We start from the raw sequence: 15,460 nt of genomic DNA, 5'->3' as shown, positions 1-15,460 counted from the left end.
ATGCGGCAACAATGGGGGGCATGAGCGACAGCCCTGCCCCCCTTGCCGACCCGCATCTCGTCTTCGACGCAGCGGACGGCCGCCGGGATCTCGTCATCCTCGGCTCCACCGGGTCCATCGGCACCCAGGCCATCGACCTGGTGCTGCGCAACCCCGACCGCTTCCGCGTCACCGCGCTCTCCGCCGCAGGCGGCCGGGTTGCCCTCCTCGCCGAGCAGGCGCGGCGACTGAAGGTGCGCACCGTGGCCGTCGCCGCACCGGAAGCCGTGCCGGCCCTTCGCGAGGCGCTGCGCGAGCAGTACGGGGCCGGGGAGCCGCTGCCCGAGATCCTGGCGGGTTCCGACGCCGCCACGCAGCTCGCCGGCAGCGACTGCCACACCGTGCTCAACGGAATCACCGGCTCGATCGGCCTCGCCCCGACGCTCGCCGCGCTGGAGGCGGGCCGTACGCTCGCCCTCGCCAACAAGGAGTCGCTGATCGTCGGCGGCCCGCTGGTGAAGGCACTGGCCAAGCCGGGCCAGATCATCCCGGTCGACTCCGAGCACGCCGCGCTCTTCCAGGCGCTCGCCGCCGGTAGCCGTGCCGACGTGCGCAAGCTTGTCGTCACCGCCTCCGGCGGCCCCTTCCGGGGACGGACGAAGAGCGAGCTGGCGAACGTCACGCGCGAGCAGGCCCTCGCGCACCCGACCTGGGCCATGGGCCCGGTCATCACGATCAATTCCGCCACCCTCGTCAACAAGGGGCTGGAGGTCATCGAGGCTCATCTCCTCTACGACATCCCGTTCGACCGGATCGAGGTCGTCGTCCACCCTCAGTCGTACGTTCACTCCATGGTGGAGTTCACCGACGGCTCCACCCTCGCCCAGGCCACCCCGCCGGACATGCGCGGACCGATCGCCATCGGCCTCGGCTGGCCGGAGCGCGTCCCGGACGCGGCACCCGCATTCGACTGGTCGAAGGCCTCCACCTGGGAGTTCTTCCCGCTCGACAACGACGCCTTCCCGTCCGTGGGACTGGCCAGGCACGTGGGCACGCTCGGCGGCACCGCCCCGGCGGTGTTCAACGCCGCGAACGAGGAGTGCGTGGACGCTTTCCTGGCAGGACAGCTGCCGTTCAACGGAATCATGGATACGGTCACGGCGGTGGTGGCCGAACACGGCACACCGCCGACGGGAACTTCACTCACGGTCGCAGACGTCCTGGAAGCGGAGACCTGGGCGCGGGCCCGGGCTCGGGAACTCTCGGCGAAAGCGACAGCGGAGGCGCGCGCATGAGTATTACGACGGTCCTGTTGACGATTCTGGGCATCGTCGTCTTCGCCATCGGCCTGCTGTTCTCGATCGCCTGGCACGAGCTGGGTCACCTGTCGACCGCGAAGCTCTTCGGCATCCGCGTCCCGCAGTACATGGTCGGCTTCGGACCGACCATCTGGTCGCGCAAGAAGGGCGACACCGAGTACGGGTTCAAGGCGATTCCGGCCGGTGGCTACATCCGCATGATCGGCATGTTCCCGCCGGGTCCGGACGGGCGGCTGGAAGCGCGCTCCACCTCGCCGTGGCGCGGCATGATCGAGGACGCCAGAGAGGCCGCCTTCGAGGAGATCGAACCGGGTGACGAGAAGCGTCTCTTCTACACGCGCAAGCCGTGGAAGCGCGTGATCGTGATGTTCGCCGGACCGTTCATGAACCTGATCCTGGCCGTCGCGATCTTCCTCGGGGTCGCGATGAGCTTCGGCTTCCAGACCCAGACCACCGAGGTCGCGGGTGTCCAGAAGTGCGTGATCGCACAGAGCGAGAAGCGCGACACCTGCAAGAAGAGCGACCCGGTCTCGCCCGCGCAGGCCGCCGGACTGCAGAAGGGCGACAAGATCGTCGCCTTCGACGGCCGGAAGGTGGACGACTGGGCCACCCTCTCCGACCGGATCCGCGAGACCATCGGCCCCGCCACCATCACCGTCCAGCGCGACGGCCAGGAGAAGACCCTCCACGCCGTGCTGCAGAAGAACTCGGTGGCCGAGAAGGACTCCAACGGCGAGGTGGTCCCCGGCAAGTTCGTGCCGGCCGGATACCTCGGCTTCGCCGCTCGGACGGACATCGTCCCGCTCTCCTTCGGTGACTCGGTCGTCCGCATGGGTGACATGATCGAGAACGGCGTCGACTCGATCATCGCCCTTCCGTCCAAGATCCCGAGCCTGTGGAACGCGGCCTTCGGCGACGGGGAGCGAGCAGCGGATTCCCCGGTCGGCGTGGTCGGTGCGGCCAGGATCGGCGGCGAGGTGATGACGCTGGACGTCCCTGCGACGAACCAGATCGCGATGATGCTGTTCCTGCTCGCGGGCTTCAACCTCTCGCTGTTCCTCTTCAACATGCTGCCCCTGCTGCCGCTCGACGGCGGGCACATCGCCGGAGCGCTCTGGGAGTCCGTGCGGCGCAACGTGGCGCGGGTCTTCAAGCGCCCCGACCCCGGACCCTTCGACGTGGCCAAGCTGATGCCGGTCGCCTACGTCGTCGCCGGCGTCTTCATCTGCTTCACACTGCTGGTCCTGGTGGCCGACATCGTGAACCCGGTGAAGATTTCCTGACCGGCCGGGTGCGCGGATCGCGCCCTGCGCGCCGCCCGCATCGCGTGCACCACAGGTGGCGGCCGGACATACACCCGGTGTCCGGCCGACCACCTTTGTGCTCACTCGGGGATGCGGTGTGCTCCGGGATCTCACCCGTGGCGTAACCTCGAAGGTCGGAGCCCGCCGATCTCGGGACCTTGATCCACACCTTGGGGATGCTCAGCGCATGACTGCGATTTCTCTCGGAATGCCGTCCGTTCCGACCAAGCTCGCCGACCGGAGGGTCAGCCGCAAGATCCAGGTCGGGTCGGTGGCGGTCGGTGGGGATGCGCCGGTGTCGGTGCAGTCGATGACCACGACCCGGACGTCGGACATCGGTGCGACGTTGCAGCAGATCGCGGAGCTGACGGCGTCGGGCTGTCAGATCGTGCGGGTTGCGTGTCCGACTCAGGATGATGCGGATGCGCTTGCGACGATTGCGCGGAAGTCGCAGATTCCGGTGATCGCGGATATTCATTTCCAGCCGAAGTATGTGTTCGCGGCGATTGATGCGGGCTGTGCTGCGGTGCGGGTGAATCCGGGGAACATCAAGCAGTTCGATGACAAGGTGAAGGAGATCGCGCGGGCGGCGAACGATGCGGGGACGCCGATCCGGATCGGTGTGAATGCGGGTTCGTTGGATGCGCGGTTGTTGAAGAAGTACGGGAAGGCGACTCCTGAGGCTCTGGTGGAGTCGGCGTTGTGGGAGGCGTCGCTGTTCGAGGAGCACGGGTTCCGGGACATCAAGATCTCGGTGAAGCACAACGATCCGGTGGTGATGGTGAATGCGTACCGTCAGTTGGCGGCTCAGTGTGATTACCCGTTGCATCTGGGGGTGACGGAGGCGGGGCCGGCGTTCCAGGGGACGATCAAGTCTGCGGTGGCGTTCGGTGCGTTGTTGAGTGAGGGGATCGGGGACACGATCCGGGTGTCGTTGTCGGCGCCGCCGGCCGAGGAGGTCAAGGTCGGTCTGCAGATTCTGGAGTCGTTGAATCTGAAGCAGCGGCGGTTGGAGATCGTGTCGTGTCCGTCGTGCGGTCGTGCGCAGGTGGATGTGTACAAGCTGGCGGATCAGGTGTCTGCGGGTCTTGAGGGCATGGAGGTGCCGTTGCGGGTTGCCGTGATGGGCTGTGTCGTCAATGGTCCGGGTGAGGCCCGTGAGGCGGATCTGGGTGTGGCGTCGGGTAACGGCAAGGGGCAGATCTTCGTCAAGGGCGAGATCATCAAGACGGTTCCCGAGTCGAAGATCGTCGAGACGCTCATCGAGGAAGCCCTGAAGATCGCCGAGCAGATGGAGAAGGACGGCATCGCCTCCGGCGAGCCCGAGGTCTCCATCAGCTGAGGTCGATCCCCACTTCATGACGGTGCCCCGCCCGGCGAACGAACCGCCCGGCGGGGCACCGTCGTGAGAGACCTCACGGTGGGCCGAAGATACCGGTGACAGCCATGGGGCGGCGTCTCCCAGCCTCTTTGGGTACAGTGCGGAAATCAGCAGACCGCATGGTGAGGCCCCCTCGTGTTGACGCAGACCACCACCCGGGTCCTCGAACCCAGCGACCTCGGCGCAGCGCTCGCCATCCTGGAGAGCGAGCCCGTCGCCAACGCTTTTGTGACGTCCCGGGTTCAGATCGCAGGACTCGACCCATGGCGCCTCGGCGGCGAAATGTGGGGCTGGTACGCCGACGGCCGACTGCGGTCGCTCTGCTACTCCGGCGCCAATCTCGTCCCCATCTGCGCCACCCCCGAGGCCATCAGGGCCTTCGCCGACCGGGCCCGCCGGGCGGGTCGCCGCTGCTCCTCCATCGTCGGTCCCGCCGAAGCGACCGCACAGCTGTGGCGGCTCCTCGAACCCGGCTGGGGCCCCGCCCGAGAGGTCAGGGCCAACCAGCCGCTCATGGTCACCGAGAGCCCCGCCGCCGAAGTGACACCCGACCCTCTCGTACGTCGCATCCGCAAGGACGAGATAGACGTCCTGATGCCGGCCTGCGTCGCGATGTTCACCGAGGAAGTGGGCATCTCTCCGATGGCCGGTGACGGCGGACTCCTCTACCAGGCACGCGTCGCCGAGCTCATCGGCGCCGGCCGCTCCTTCGCCCGTATCGAGGACGGCAAGGTCGTATTCAAGGCGGAGATCGGCGCGGCCACCCCGCAGGCCTGCCAGGTCCAGGGTGTCTGGGTCGCCCCCGAACACCGCGGCCGCGGCTTGTCCGAGACCGGCATGGCGGCGGTCCTGCGCTACGCACTCGCCGACGTCGCACCGGTCGTCAGCCTGTATGTGAACGACTACAACACCGCGGCCCGCAAGGCCTACACCCGGGTGGGCTTCCGTGAGGTCGGCGCGTTCATGAGTGTGCTCTTCTGACCTCGCCGGAAGGAGCCGCTCCGGGCGGGTCCCCACGCACCGTTCAGGCCCGTCCGAAGGTCATCCGGCCGCCCCGGGCACGTATCCCGCAGCCCGGCGCGGACAGTAGGGTTCGGCGCATGGCAGCAGTTTCCGGGGGCGGTGCCCACACTCCGAGTGTCCTGGTCGGGCCGATCGATCTCGCCGCACGCGTGGACGAGGCGCTTGCCGTGCAGGCGGTCGCCTTCGGCCTCGGGCGGAACGAGGTCGACGTACGTCGGCACATCGTCCTCAGACACCTGGAGCACCCGTGTGCCCGCGCCCTCGGAGCCACCACCGCGACCGGCCGGCTCATCGGGTTCGTGTACGGCATGCCGAACGAGCGCGGCCACTGGTGGTCCACCGTCGTCGAGCCCTATCTGCGCGCCACCGGCTCCGAGGACTGGCTCGACGACTCGTTCGTGATCACCGAACTGCACGTCCACCCGGAGTTCCAGAACCAGGGCATCGGCCGCTCGCTGATCACCACCATCACGGACGCCGTCGACCAGCCCCGTTCCATCCTCTCCGCCATCGACACGGAGAGCCCGGCGCGTGGTCTGTATCGCACGCTCGGCTATCGGGACCTGGCCCGACACGTGCTGTTTCCCAGCGCTCCCAAGCCGTACGCGGTGATGGGAGCGCCTCTTCCGCTGCGCCGCCGGGCCTAGGACCGGGTCAATCGATTTCCGCCCGCCCGTACCACCCGGCTAACCTCCTGCACATCACCCTTCCGAGCAGGAGTTCATCATGGCCCAGGTCCAGCGCATGTCCCGATTGATGATCAAGACACTGCGCGACGACCCGGCGGACGCCGAGACGCTCAACCACAAGCTGCTCGTCCGGGCCGGTTACGTACGCCGCACCGCCGCCGGAATCTGGACCTGGCTGCCCCTGGGCAAGAAGGTCCTGGAGAACATCACGCGCGTCGTGCGCGAGGAGATGGACGCCATCGGCGGCCAGGAGGTCCTGCTGCCGGCGTTGCTCCCCAAGGAGTCGTACGACGCGAGCGGCCGCTACGACGAGTACGGCGACCTGCTCTTCAGGCTCAAGGACCGCAAGGGCGCCGAGTACCTCCTCGGCCCCACCCACGAAGAGATCTTCACCCAGGTCGTCAAGGATCAGATCACGTCCTACAAGGACCTGCCCGTGATCCTGTACCAGATCCAGACCAAGTACCGCGACGAGGCCCGCCCCCGCGCCGGTGTGCTGCGCGGCCGCGAGTTCCAGATGAAGGACTCGTACTCCTTCGACACCACCGACGAGGGCCTCATCGAGGCCTACCAGCTGCACCGCGCCGCCTACATCCGCATCTTCGAGCGGCTCGGCCTCGACCACCGCATCGTCTCCGCGGTCTCCGGCGCGATGGGCGGCTCGGCGTCCGAGGAGTTCCTGGCGCCCGCCCCGGCCGGCGAGGACACCTTCGTCGACTGCCCCGCCTGCGACTACGCGGCCAACACGGAGGCTGTGACCTTCAAGGCCACCCCCGTGGACGGCTCGGCGCACGGCCCTGTCGAGGAGCTGGACACCCCGGACACCCCGACCATCGAGACGCTCGCCGCCCACCTCGGGATCCCGGCCTCCGCGACGCTGAAGAACCTTCTGGTCAAGGTCGACGGCGAGATCGTGGCCGTGGGCGTCCCCGGCGACCGCGAGGTCGACCTCGGCAAGCTCGGCGAGCACCTGGCCCCGGCCGTCGTCGAGCTGGTCACCGGTGAGGACTTCGTGGGCCGTACCGACCTGGTACGCGGCTACGTCGGCCCGCAGGGCCTGGAGAAGGTCCGCTACATCGCCGACCCGCGCATCGCCCCCGGCACCGCCTGGGTCACCGGCGCCAACAAGCCCGACACCCACGCCAAGAACGTCGTCTGCGGCCGCGACTTCGAGGTCGACGACTACCTCGACGTCGTTGTCGTCGAGGCGGGCGACCCGTGTCCCAAGTGCGGCGCCGGCCTCAAGCTGGACCGTGCCATCGAGATCGGCCACATCTTCCAGCTGGGCCGCAAGTTCGCGGACGCCTTCCAGCTCGATGTGCTCGGCCAGAACGGCAAGCCCGTCCGCGTCACCATGGGCTCGTACGGCATCGGCGTCTCCCGTGCGGTCGCCGCACTCGCCGAGCAGACCGCCGACGAGCAGGGCCTGTGCTGGCCGCGTGAGATCGCCCCGGCCGACGTCCACCTCGTCGCCGCGGGCAAGGCGCTGCAGACCGAGCTGGCCCTCGATGTCGCCGAGAAGCTCGGCGCCGCGGGCGTCCGGGTGCTGGTCGACGACCGCGCCGGTGTCTCGCCCGGTGTGAAGTTCACCGATGCCGAGCTGATCGGTGTGCCGAAGATCCTGGTCGCGGGCCGCCGTTCGGCCGAGGGCGTCCTCGAGCTCAAGGACCGCCGTACGGGCGAGCGCGAGGAGCTCACGGTCGACGAGGCGATCGCCCGTCTCACCGTGCAGGGCTGACCTCCGCTCAGACCGACGAGGGCCCCCGCGCTGTCCGACAGCGCGGGGGCCCTCGCCCGTTCGTGACAGGGCGGCTCCGCCGTGACGGCTACAGCCAGTCCGCGAACTCCAGGGTCAGCTCGCCTTCCCGACGACGGCCGACCGCCAGCGCGCGGGTGCCCGACTCCACCGCACGGAACAGCGTCCAGCCATGGAGCCTCTCCCGGTCCACATCCAGCGAATCCGCGAGCTTGTTGACCCGGCGACGGGCGGTCGCCGCCCCGCCGGGGGACGCGATCAGGTCCTCCACCCGGTCACGTACCAGTCGCGCCAGGTCGTAGGCGCGCTCGCCGACCAGCGGCTCCGGCCCGACCGTCAGCCAGGGCGCCCGTTCGCCCGCCAGCACCTTGCTCTGGCGGAAGTTGCCGTGCAGCAGCAGGACTTCGGGGGAGTGGGCGACGAGCTCCTCGCGAGCCGCCAGGGCCGCGGAGACCAGCGGTTCCAGCATCGGGTCGGCCTTCGCGGCAGCCCGCATCGGTTCCGTTTGCCGGCCCGTCCGCTCCTCGACGGTCTCGAAGGAGTGTCCGGCGGGCGGCTCGACCCACAGCCGCCGCACCGTCCCCGCCGCCTCCAGCAGCGCCTTCGCCTCCGGCAGCGAACGCAGCGACACCTCGGGATGCAGCCGCTCCAGCAGCAGCGCGCCGCCATCGGCGCCGACGAGCTGCACCGCACCCCAGCCGTTCCAGTGCGCCAGCGCCGCCCTTTCCAGCTCGGGTGCGGCCCCGGACGGAGCGATCTTCAGTGCCGCCGGGGTGCCGTCGGAGCGCCGCACCAGCAGAACCAGGCTGCTGCGCCCACCGGGCGCGGCCACCCGCTCCACGGTCAGCTCCGGCCCGTTCGCGGACAGCGCCTCGGCGGTCAGTGCGGGAAGTCGCGCGAGCCAGTCGGCGGCGGCCGGTTCCCCGTACACCTCGCCGAGCGCTCGCACCAGACGCTGCGGCGGTTCAAAACCCATACGTGCTGTGTTCCCTTTCAGAGCCTTCTTCAGTGCGTCGGACCTGCCCCGGCCTTCGCAGTGGTCCCTGCCGTCGCATCGGTCCCGGTCGGCCGGTGCGTCCCGGTGGTTCCGTCGGCGGACCGCTCGGCAAGCCCGGGAAAGGCTACGCCGCTGCCCCGCCAGCGGACCGCACGCACCGCGGCCTCCCGCAGCGCATCCGCCGCCGCTCGCCTGAGCGGCCCTCCGGCAGCCCGTACGAGATCGGAGTAGACGTCCGCGATCCGGTCCTCCAGCAGTGCGGCGAGCTTCACCGCCGCCGCCGAGTCCGGCACCGCGAACGGCAGAGCGTACGCGGAATCCGCGGCGACCGGTTCACCGCCCAGGTCCTGCACGGTCCGCACCAGCGCGTCGCGCCGGGCCCGGTGCGCGTGGTAAGCCGCCGTGGCCTCCGCCCGGCGGCCGTCGGAGACCCGGCCGCCGACCACCCCGTACCCGTACACCGCCGCATGTTCGGCGGCCAGCGATGCCTGCGCCGCCTGCAGCGTCTGCGCGCTCATGACGAGGTCTCCTTGGCCAGCTCGGTCAGCAGGTAGGCATGGGCGGCGCCCGCCGCGGCGATCGACGCCAGCAGCCGGGCCAGCTCCGGAGGGGCCTTGAGGAGCGTCGCCGTATGGGCGTCGGCGGTACGGCGCTCCGCCGCGGCCAGTTCTTTGACGGCGGCCTTCGCATCGGCGGCGGGCGGGCGCGAGAGGGCGAGCGCCCCGCCTTCGCCCTGCGCCAGCGCCGTCGTGTGTGCCCGTACGGCGTCCCGCAGCGGTGTGAGTCCGGCCTCGGTCTTCGGATGCGCCTTGACGACCTGGTCGTACTGGACGAGCAGGTTCCGGCTCGTCGTGGCGGCCGTCATCCGCAAGGTCTTCTCCACCTGGGCCGCAGCGGCCTGCGCGTCGGCAATCGTGGTGTCCTCCCTGCCGCCGCCGTCCCCGCAGCCGGCCAGCGCCGCCCCCAGGGCGATCGCCCCCGTCGCGGTGAGCGCACCCCTGCGCGTCGTCCCCGTGCGCCGCACCTGTTCTCCTTCGGGTGTCGATCTGTCCTGACAGGTTCTGTCCTGAAGTGATCACCGCAGGCGAGCGTACCCGCGGCTGAGCGGTCGGCGGACGGCAACACCCCTCGGGACCGGATACCCTTTGACCTGACACGCGACGAACCACACAACAGCACACGCGGCCGAGGAGTCACCCGGATGAGCACCACCCAGAGCGAGAGGCTGCGCGGGCTGCTCGAACCGCTCGTCAGCGCCAAGGAGCTGGATCTCGAGGAGATCGAGGTGTCCCGGGCCGGCCGCCGCCGTGTGCTGCGCATCATCGTGGATTCGGACGAGGGCGTGGAGCTCGACGCCTGCGCCGAGCTGAGCCGCGCGATCTCCGAGAAGCTCGACGAGACCGACGCGATGGGCGAGGACGAGTACGTCCTCGAAGTGAGCTCTCCCGGTGCCGACCGTCCGCTGACGGAGCACCGCCACTACGTACGCGCCACCGGCCGCCTGGTCAAGTTGCAGCTGACCGCCGAGGGAGCCGCCGGCGAACTGGTGGCCCGCATCATCGCGGTCGACGACGACGGACTGGACCTCGAGGTGCCTGGCGTCAAGGGCCGCAGGCCCACCTCCCGCCGGGTCGCCTTCGACGAGATCGCCAAGGCGCGCGTGGAGATCGAATTCAACCGCAAGGACAAGAAGGAAGAGGAGGCGTAGCCGTGGACATCGATGTGAAGCTCTTGAAGGGCTTGGCACAGGACAAGGAGATCCCCTTCGACGTGCTCGTCGAGGCGATCGAGTCGGCCCTCCTCATCGCCTACCACCGCACCGACGGGAGCTACCGCCGCGCGCGTGTGGAGCTCAACGAGCGTGGCCATGTGACGGTGTGGGCGAAGGAGGACCCGGCCGACCTCGAAGAGGGCCAGGAGCCCAAGGAGTTCGACGACACCCCGTCCGGCTTCGGCCGGATCGCCGCGACGACCGCCAAGCAGGTCATCCTGCAGCGGCTGCGTGACGCCGAGGACGACAAGACGTTCGGCGAGTACGCGGGCCACGAGGGCGATGTCGTCACCGGCGTCGTCCAGCAGGGCAAGGACCCGAAGAACGTCCTGGTCGACATCGGCAAGCTGGAAGCGATCCTGCCGGTGCAGGAGCAGGTGCCGGGCGAGGAGTACACGCACGGTCTGCGGCTTCGTTCGTATGTCGTACGGGTCGCCAAGGGTGTGCGCGGTCCGTCCGTGACCCTGTCCCGGACCCACCCCAGCCTGGTCAAGAAGCTCTTCGCGCTGGAGGTCCCGGAGATCGCCGACGGTTCCGTCGAGATCTGCGCGATCGCCCGCGAGGCAGGCCACCGCACCAAGATCGCGGTTCGCTCGACCCGCTCGGGCCTGAACGCCAAGGGTGCCTGCATCGGCCCGATGGGTGGCCGTGTCCGCAATGTCATGGCCGAACTGCACGGCGAGAAGATCGACATCGTGGACTGGTCGGACGACCCGGCAGAGATGGTCGCCAACGCGCTGTCGCCCGCCCGGGTGAGCAAGGTCGAGGTCGTGGACCTCGGGGCACGGTCCGCCCGGGTCACCGTCCCCGACTACCAGCTGTCCCTGGCGATCGGCAAGGAGGGGCAGAACGCCCGCCTCGCCGCCCGCCTCACCGGCTGGCGTATCGACATCCGCCCGGACACCGAGACCGACGCCGAGCGGGACATCGCCGACCGGGAGCGGGCCGAGCGCGCCCGCGAGCGGTCCGACCGGCTCTGATCCGGTACGGAATCGGCCGGCGCCGGTCCGAGGAGTGGACCGGCGCCCGTCCGGACGGTGGACCCGTCCGGTCCGGGAAATGGACCCGAAACGGTCAGGAGCACGGGGCCGACATGGGTCCCGGGGGAATAGACCCACGCTTCATGCCGCTGAGAACACGACAACATCCGTTCGATTTTTGCCCCAAAGGGGTGAGGTCGGTGCGGGGAGGTAGACTTAACCGTGTCTGGCCGGACGCACGCCCGCGCTTGCCCTGAGCGAACCTGTGTGGGATGCCGGGAGCGAGCGGCCAAGAGCGAGCTGCTGCGCATCGCGGTGGACGAGGATGCATGCGTCCCCGATCCTCGCGGTACGCTGCCCGGCCGGGGTGCATATGTGCACCCCGTCACTGTCTGTCTGGACCTGGCGGTTCGCCGCCGGGCATTCCCCCGGGCCTTCAAGGCCAAGGGGCCGCTCGATTCCGCGGAAGTGCAGCGGTACGTCGAGCGGGTGACACCGTAAGAAACGAGAACGGCACGGGACCCCGTGCGGTCAGGTACCTCGCGAGTTGGAAGTAGGTCGAGATTGCGATGAGCACTCGATGAGTACGCGATGAGTACGCCCATGAAGTAGCGACGGTCCGGCGGTAACCCGGACCTAAAAGGAGCGAAGTGGCTAAGGTCCGGGTATACGAACTCGCCAAGGAGTTCGGCGTCGAGAGCAAGGTCGTCATGGCCAAGCTCCAAGAACTCGGTGAATTCGTCCGTTCGGCGTCCTCGACGATCGAGGCGCCGGTTGTACGCAAGTTGACTGACGCACTGCAGGGGCCCGGCGGCAACGCCGGCAAGTCCGCTGCGAAGCCTGGCGCGCCTCGCAAGGCCGCGCCCGTAAAGCCCGCAGCGCCCTCCCCGGCTGCTGCGGCACGTCCCGCTGCCCCGAAGCCCGGCGCCCCGGCCCCCAAGCCGGCCGCAGCCGAGGCCCCCGGCAGCACCCCTTCCGCTGCCGCGCCTTCCGCGCCGTCGGCGGGCCCGCGTCCGGGTCCCAAGCCCGCGCCGAAGCCCGCTCCGGTCACCCCGGTGCCCGCAGCAGAGTTCTCCGCTCCGGCCCCGGCCCAGCCGGCCGCGCCGCAGCAGGCCCCGCGTCCCGCGGGTGCCACCCCCGGTCCTCGCCCCGCCCGTCCGGCTCCGGCCGGCGGTCAGCGTGACGGTGGCCGTGGCGGCGAGCGTGACGGTGGCCGTGGCGGCGACCGTCCGGCCCGTCCCGCAGGCCAGGGCGCCCCGCGCCCCGGCGGCTCCCGTCCGGCGGGTCCCCGTCCGGGCAACAACCCCTTCACCTCCGGTGGCTCGACGGGCATGGCCCGTCCGCAGGCACCCCGTCCCGGTGGCGCCCCGCGTCCCGGTGGCGGCCAGGAGCGTCCGGGCGCCTCGCGTCCGCAGGGCGGCCCCGGTGGCGCCCCGCGTCCGCAGGGGCAGGGCGGTGCCCGTCCGACTCCGGGCGGCATGCCCCGTCCGCAGGCTCCGCGTCCGGGCGGTGCGCCCGGTGGTAACCGTCCGAACCCCGGCATGATGCCGCAGCGTCCCGCTGCCGGCCCGCGTCCCGGTGGTGGCCCCGGCGGTGGCCGTGGTCCCGGTGGCGGCGCAGGCCGTCCCGGTGGCGGTGGCGGCGGTGCAGGTCGTCCCGGCGGCGGCTTCGCCGGTCGTCCGGCCGGTCCCGGTGGCGGTGGCGGCGGTTTCGCCGGTCGTCCCGGTGGCGGCGGTGGCGGTGGCGGCGCAGGCCGTCCCGGTGGTGGCGGCGGCTTCGGCGGTCGTCCCGGCTTCGGTGGACGCCCCGGCGGCCCCGGTGGCCGTGGTGGCACACAGGGTGCGTTCGGCCGTCCCGGCGGTCCCGCGCGTCGTGGTCGCAAGTCGAAGCGGCAGAGGCGCCAGGAGTACGAGGCCATGCAGGCCCCGTCGGTGGGCGGCGTCATGCTGCCTCGCGGCAACGGACAGGCTGTCCGGCTGTCGCGCGGTGCCTCCCTCACCGACTTCGCGGAGAAGATCAACGCCAACCCGGCGTCGCTCGTCGCCGTGATGATGAACCTCGGCGAGATGGTCACTGCCACGCAGTCCGTCTCCGACGAGACTCTGAAGCTGCTGGCCGACGAGATGAACTACATCCTCGAGATCGTCAGCCCGGAGGAGGAGGACCGCGAGCTGCTCGAGTCCTTCGACATCGAGTTCGGCGAGGACGAGGGCGGCGAAGAGGCTCTGGTCTCGCGTCCGCCGGTCGTGACCGTCATGGGTCACGTCGACCACGGTAAGACCCGACTGCTGGACGCGATCCGCAAGACGAACGTCGTTGCGGGCGAGGCCGGCGGCATCACGCAGCACATCGGTGCGTACCAGGTCTCCTCCGAGGTCAACGGTGAGGACCGCAGGATCACCTTCATCGACACCCCGGGTCACGAGGCGTTCACCGCCATGCGTGCCCGTGGTGCGAAGTCCACCGACATCGCGATCCTCGTGGTGGCGGCGAACGACGGTGTGATGCCCCAGACGATCGAGGCGCTGAACCACGCCAAGGCGGCCGACGTGCCGATCGTGGTCGCGGTCAACAAGATCGACGTCGAGGGTGCCGACCCGACCAAGGTGCGCGGTCAGCTCACCGAGTTCGGTCTGGTGGCCGAGGAGTACGGCGGCGACACGATGTTCGTCGACATCTCCGCCAAGCAGGGCCTCAACATCGAGGCTCTTCTGGAGGCCGTCGTCCTCACCGCCGACGCCTCGCTCGACCTGCGGGCCAACCCGGAGCAGGACGCGCAGGGTATTGCGATCGAGTCCCACCTCGACCGCGGCCGCGGTGCCGTTGCGACCGTCCTGGTCCAGCGAGGCACCCTGCGGGTCGGCGACACGATGGTGGTCGGCGACGCGTACGGCCGAGTCCGCGCGATGCTCGACGACAAGGGTGAGAACGTCGAGGAAGCGGGTCCGTCGACCCCCGTCCTCGTCCTCGGTCTCACCAACGTCCCGGGCGCCGGTGACAACTTCCTGGTGGTCGACGAGGACCGTACGGCCCGTCAGATCGCCGAGAAGCGTGCCGCTCGTGAGCGCAACGCCAACTTCGCCCGCAAGGGCGTCCGGTTCTCCCTGGAGAACCTGGACGAGGCGCTCAAGGCCGGTCTGGTCCAGGAACTCAACCTCATCATCAAGGGCGACGCGTCCGGTTCGGTGGAGGCTCTCGAGTCCTCGCTGCTCCAGCTCGACGTCGGTGACGAGGTCGACATCCGGGTCCTGCACCGCGGTGTGGGTGCGGTCACCGAGTCGGACATCGACCTGGCGACCGGCTCCGACGCCATCGTGATCGGCTTCAATGTGCGCGCCGCAGGGCGTGCGCAGCAGATGGCCGAGCGCGAAGGCGTGGACGTCCGGTACTACTCGGTCATCTACCAGGCGATCGAAGAGATCGAAGCGGCCCTCAAGGGCATGCTCAAGCCGGAGTACGAAGAGGTCGAGCTCGGCACGGCGGAGATCCGCGAGATCTTCCGCTCGTCCAAGCTGGGCAACATCGCCGGTGTGCTGGTCCGGTCCGGCGAGGTCAAGCGCAACACCAAGGCGCGCCTGCTGCGCGATGGCAAGGTCATCGCGGAGAACCTCAACATCTCCGGTCTGCGCCGCTTCAAGGACGACGTCACCGAGATCCGCGAAGGCTTCGAGGGCGGTATCAACCTCGGAAACTTCAACGACATCAAGATCGACGACGTCATTGCGACGTACGAGATGCGCGAGAAGCCGCGAGGCTGACCCGTACCTCAACAGTCGGGGCCGGTCGACGGGTCGTATTCCCGTCGATCGGCCCCGGCCGTTCCGTGTACGGTTCTTGTGTCCCTGCCAAGCACTGGCAGGGCGCGAACCCGAACCGGCGGGACATCCGGACATACATGTATGTGGGGACACTGTCCTTCGATCTGCTCCTCGGCGACGTACGGTCGTTGAAGGAGAAGCGCTCCATCGTCCGGCCGATCGTCGCCGAGCTCCAGCGCAAGTACGCGGTGAGTGCGGCGGAGACGGGCGGACAGGATCTCCATCGCAGGGCAGAGATCGGCCTTGCCGTGGTTTCCGGGGACACCAAACACCTCACAGACGTACTGGACCGGTGCGAGCGGCTGGTTGCCGCCCGGCCCGAGGTGGAGCTGCTGTCGGTTCGACGGCGGCTGCACAGCGACGAAGACTGAACAACGTCAGAACTGTTCGACGCGGCACCGTCCGACGCGCATGCGTCGGACCCCGGAAGCGTCGGACCGTAA

At 69.6% G+C, this 15,460-nt stretch carries 14 protein-coding genes; 11 read left to right on the top strand and 3 right to left on the bottom strand.

The genetic code is table 11. From position 1 onward, the window contains the following. Positions 1–20 precede the first annotated feature (20 nt). The 6 genes from dxr (at position 21) to OHA88_RS15865 (ending at position 7,433) form a co-directional block, all read left to right on the top strand. Positions 21–1,274 carry a 1-deoxy-D-xylulose-5-phosphate reductoisomerase gene (gene dxr, locus OHA88_RS15890; RefSeq protein WP_328626024.1) on the top strand — a complete coding sequence of 418 codons (1,254 nt, stop codon included), beginning with the start codon at positions 21–23 and terminating at the stop codon, positions 1,272–1,274. Next, positions 1,271–2,581: a M50 family metallopeptidase gene (locus OHA88_RS15885; RefSeq protein ID WP_328626023.1), complete on the top strand. Its 1,311-nt coding sequence runs from the start codon at positions 1,271–1,273 to the stop codon at positions 2,579–2,581. The genes dxr and OHA88_RS15885 overlap by 4 nt, the downstream gene beginning before the upstream one ends. A 208-nt stretch (positions 2,582–2,789) precedes the next feature. Further along, entirely contained in the window at positions 2,790–3,944 is a 1,155-nt protein-coding gene (gene ispG / locus OHA88_RS15880; protein WP_267001180.1) for a flavodoxin-dependent (E)-4-hydroxy-3-methylbut-2-enyl-diphosphate synthase, read from the top strand. A gap of 174 nt (positions 3,945–4,118) precedes the next feature. Beyond that, positions 4,119–4,964: a GNAT family N-acetyltransferase gene (locus OHA88_RS15875; protein ID WP_328626022.1), complete on the top strand. Its 846-nt coding sequence runs from the start codon at positions 4,119–4,121 to the stop codon at positions 4,962–4,964. Between the two features lie 119 nt (positions 4,965–5,083). Further along, positions 5,084–5,653, top strand: coding sequence for a GNAT family N-acetyltransferase (locus OHA88_RS15870; protein WP_267001176.1), 570 nt, complete (start codon positions 5,084–5,086; stop codon positions 5,651–5,653). 79 nt (positions 5,654–5,732) lie between these two features. Further along, positions 5,733–7,433, top strand: a complete 1,701-nt coding sequence (locus OHA88_RS15865; protein WP_328626021.1) for a proline--tRNA ligase — start codon at positions 5,733–5,735, stop codon at positions 7,431–7,433. Positions 7,434–7,521: 88 nt separating this feature from the next. On the opposite strand, the gene OHA88_RS15860 is transcribed toward OHA88_RS15865, so the two are convergent. Genes OHA88_RS15860 through OHA88_RS15850 form a run of 3 tightly spaced genes read right to left on the bottom strand, consistent with a single transcriptional unit; the run spans position 7,522 to position 9,472 of the window. Beyond that, entirely contained in the window at positions 7,522–8,427 is a 906-nt protein-coding gene (locus tag OHA88_RS15860) for an aminoglycoside phosphotransferase family protein (protein WP_328626020.1), read from the bottom strand. A gap of 29 nt (positions 8,428–8,456) precedes the next feature. Further along, positions 8,457–8,966 carry a ferritin-like domain-containing protein gene (locus tag OHA88_RS15855; protein ID WP_328626019.1) on the bottom strand — a complete coding sequence of 170 codons (510 nt, stop codon included), beginning with the start codon at positions 8,964–8,966 and terminating at the stop codon, positions 8,457–8,459. Next, positions 8,963–9,472, bottom strand: a complete 510-nt coding sequence (locus OHA88_RS15850) for a hypothetical protein (protein WP_328626018.1) — start codon at positions 9,470–9,472, stop codon at positions 8,963–8,965. Before OHA88_RS15850 ends, OHA88_RS15855 begins: the two co-directional genes overlap by 4 nt. Positions 9,473–9,649: 177 nt before the next feature. Between OHA88_RS15850 and rimP the strand changes: the two genes are divergently transcribed. From rimP to OHA88_RS15825, 5 genes are all read left to right on the top strand, one after another. After that, complete coding sequence (gene rimP / locus OHA88_RS15845) at positions 9,650–10,156, top strand: ribosome maturation factor RimP (RefSeq protein WP_326606044.1); 507 nt, start codon at positions 9,650–9,652, stop codon at positions 10,154–10,156. Positions 10,157–10,158: 2 nt separating this feature from the next. Beyond that, positions 10,159–11,199, top strand: a complete 1,041-nt coding sequence (nusA, locus tag OHA88_RS15840; RefSeq protein WP_267001160.1) for a transcription termination factor NusA — start codon at positions 10,159–10,161, stop codon at positions 11,197–11,199. 222 nt (positions 11,200–11,421) lie between these two features. Continuing rightward, on the top strand, positions 11,422–11,700 hold the full coding sequence (locus tag OHA88_RS15835; protein ID WP_078879240.1) for a YlxR family protein: 279 nt from the start codon (positions 11,422–11,424) through the stop codon (positions 11,698–11,700). 149 nt (positions 11,701–11,849) lie between these two features. Further along, on the top strand, positions 11,850–14,957 hold the full coding sequence (infB, locus tag OHA88_RS15830; protein ID WP_328626017.1) for a translation initiation factor IF-2: 3,108 nt from the start codon (positions 11,850–11,852) through the stop codon (positions 14,955–14,957). 137 nt (positions 14,958–15,094) lie between these two features. Beyond that, positions 15,095–15,388: a DUF503 domain-containing protein gene (locus OHA88_RS15825; protein WP_328626016.1), complete on the top strand. Its 294-nt coding sequence runs from the start codon at positions 15,095–15,097 to the stop codon at positions 15,386–15,388. Positions 15,389–15,460 lie beyond the last annotated feature (72 nt).

This window comes from Streptomyces sp. NBC_00353 (assembly GCF_036108815.1).
In the GTDB taxonomy this organism is placed as follows: Bacteria; Actinomycetota; Actinomycetes; order Streptomycetales; family Streptomycetaceae; genus Streptomyces.
This window is presented reverse-complemented; position numbering and strand designations above follow the sequence as displayed.

Bases quoted from the DNA above. Each gene is read 5' to 3' on its own strand.
- OHA88_RS15865 (WP_328626021.1), top strand. From the start codon at position 5,733: ATGGCCCAGGTCCAGCGCATGTCCCGATTGATGATCAAGACACTGCGC.
- OHA88_RS15855 (WP_328626019.1), bottom strand. From the start codon at position 8,966: ATGAGCGCGCAGACGCTGCAGGCGGCGCAGGCATCGCTGGCCGCCGAA.
- rimP (WP_326606044.1), top strand. From the start codon at position 9,650: ATGAGCACCACCCAGAGCGAGAGGCTGCGCGGGCTGCTCGAACCGCTC.
- ispG (WP_267001180.1), top strand. From the start codon at position 2,790: ATGACTGCGATTTCTCTCGGAATGCCGTCCGTTCCGACCAAGCTCGCC.
- OHA88_RS15860 (WP_328626020.1), bottom strand. From the start codon at position 8,427: ATGGGTTTTGAACCGCCGCAGCGTCTGGTGCGAGCGCTCGGCGAGGTG.
- OHA88_RS15870 (WP_267001176.1), top strand. From the start codon at position 5,084: ATGGCAGCAGTTTCCGGGGGCGGTGCCCACACTCCGAGTGTCCTGGTC.
- dxr (WP_328626024.1), top strand. From the start codon at position 21: ATGAGCGACAGCCCTGCCCCCCTTGCCGACCCGCATCTCGTCTTCGAC.
- OHA88_RS15885 (WP_328626023.1), top strand. From the start codon at position 1,271: ATGAGTATTACGACGGTCCTGTTGACGATTCTGGGCATCGTCGTCTTC.
- OHA88_RS15825 (WP_328626016.1), top strand. From the start codon at position 15,095: ATGTATGTGGGGACACTGTCCTTCGATCTGCTCCTCGGCGACGTACGG.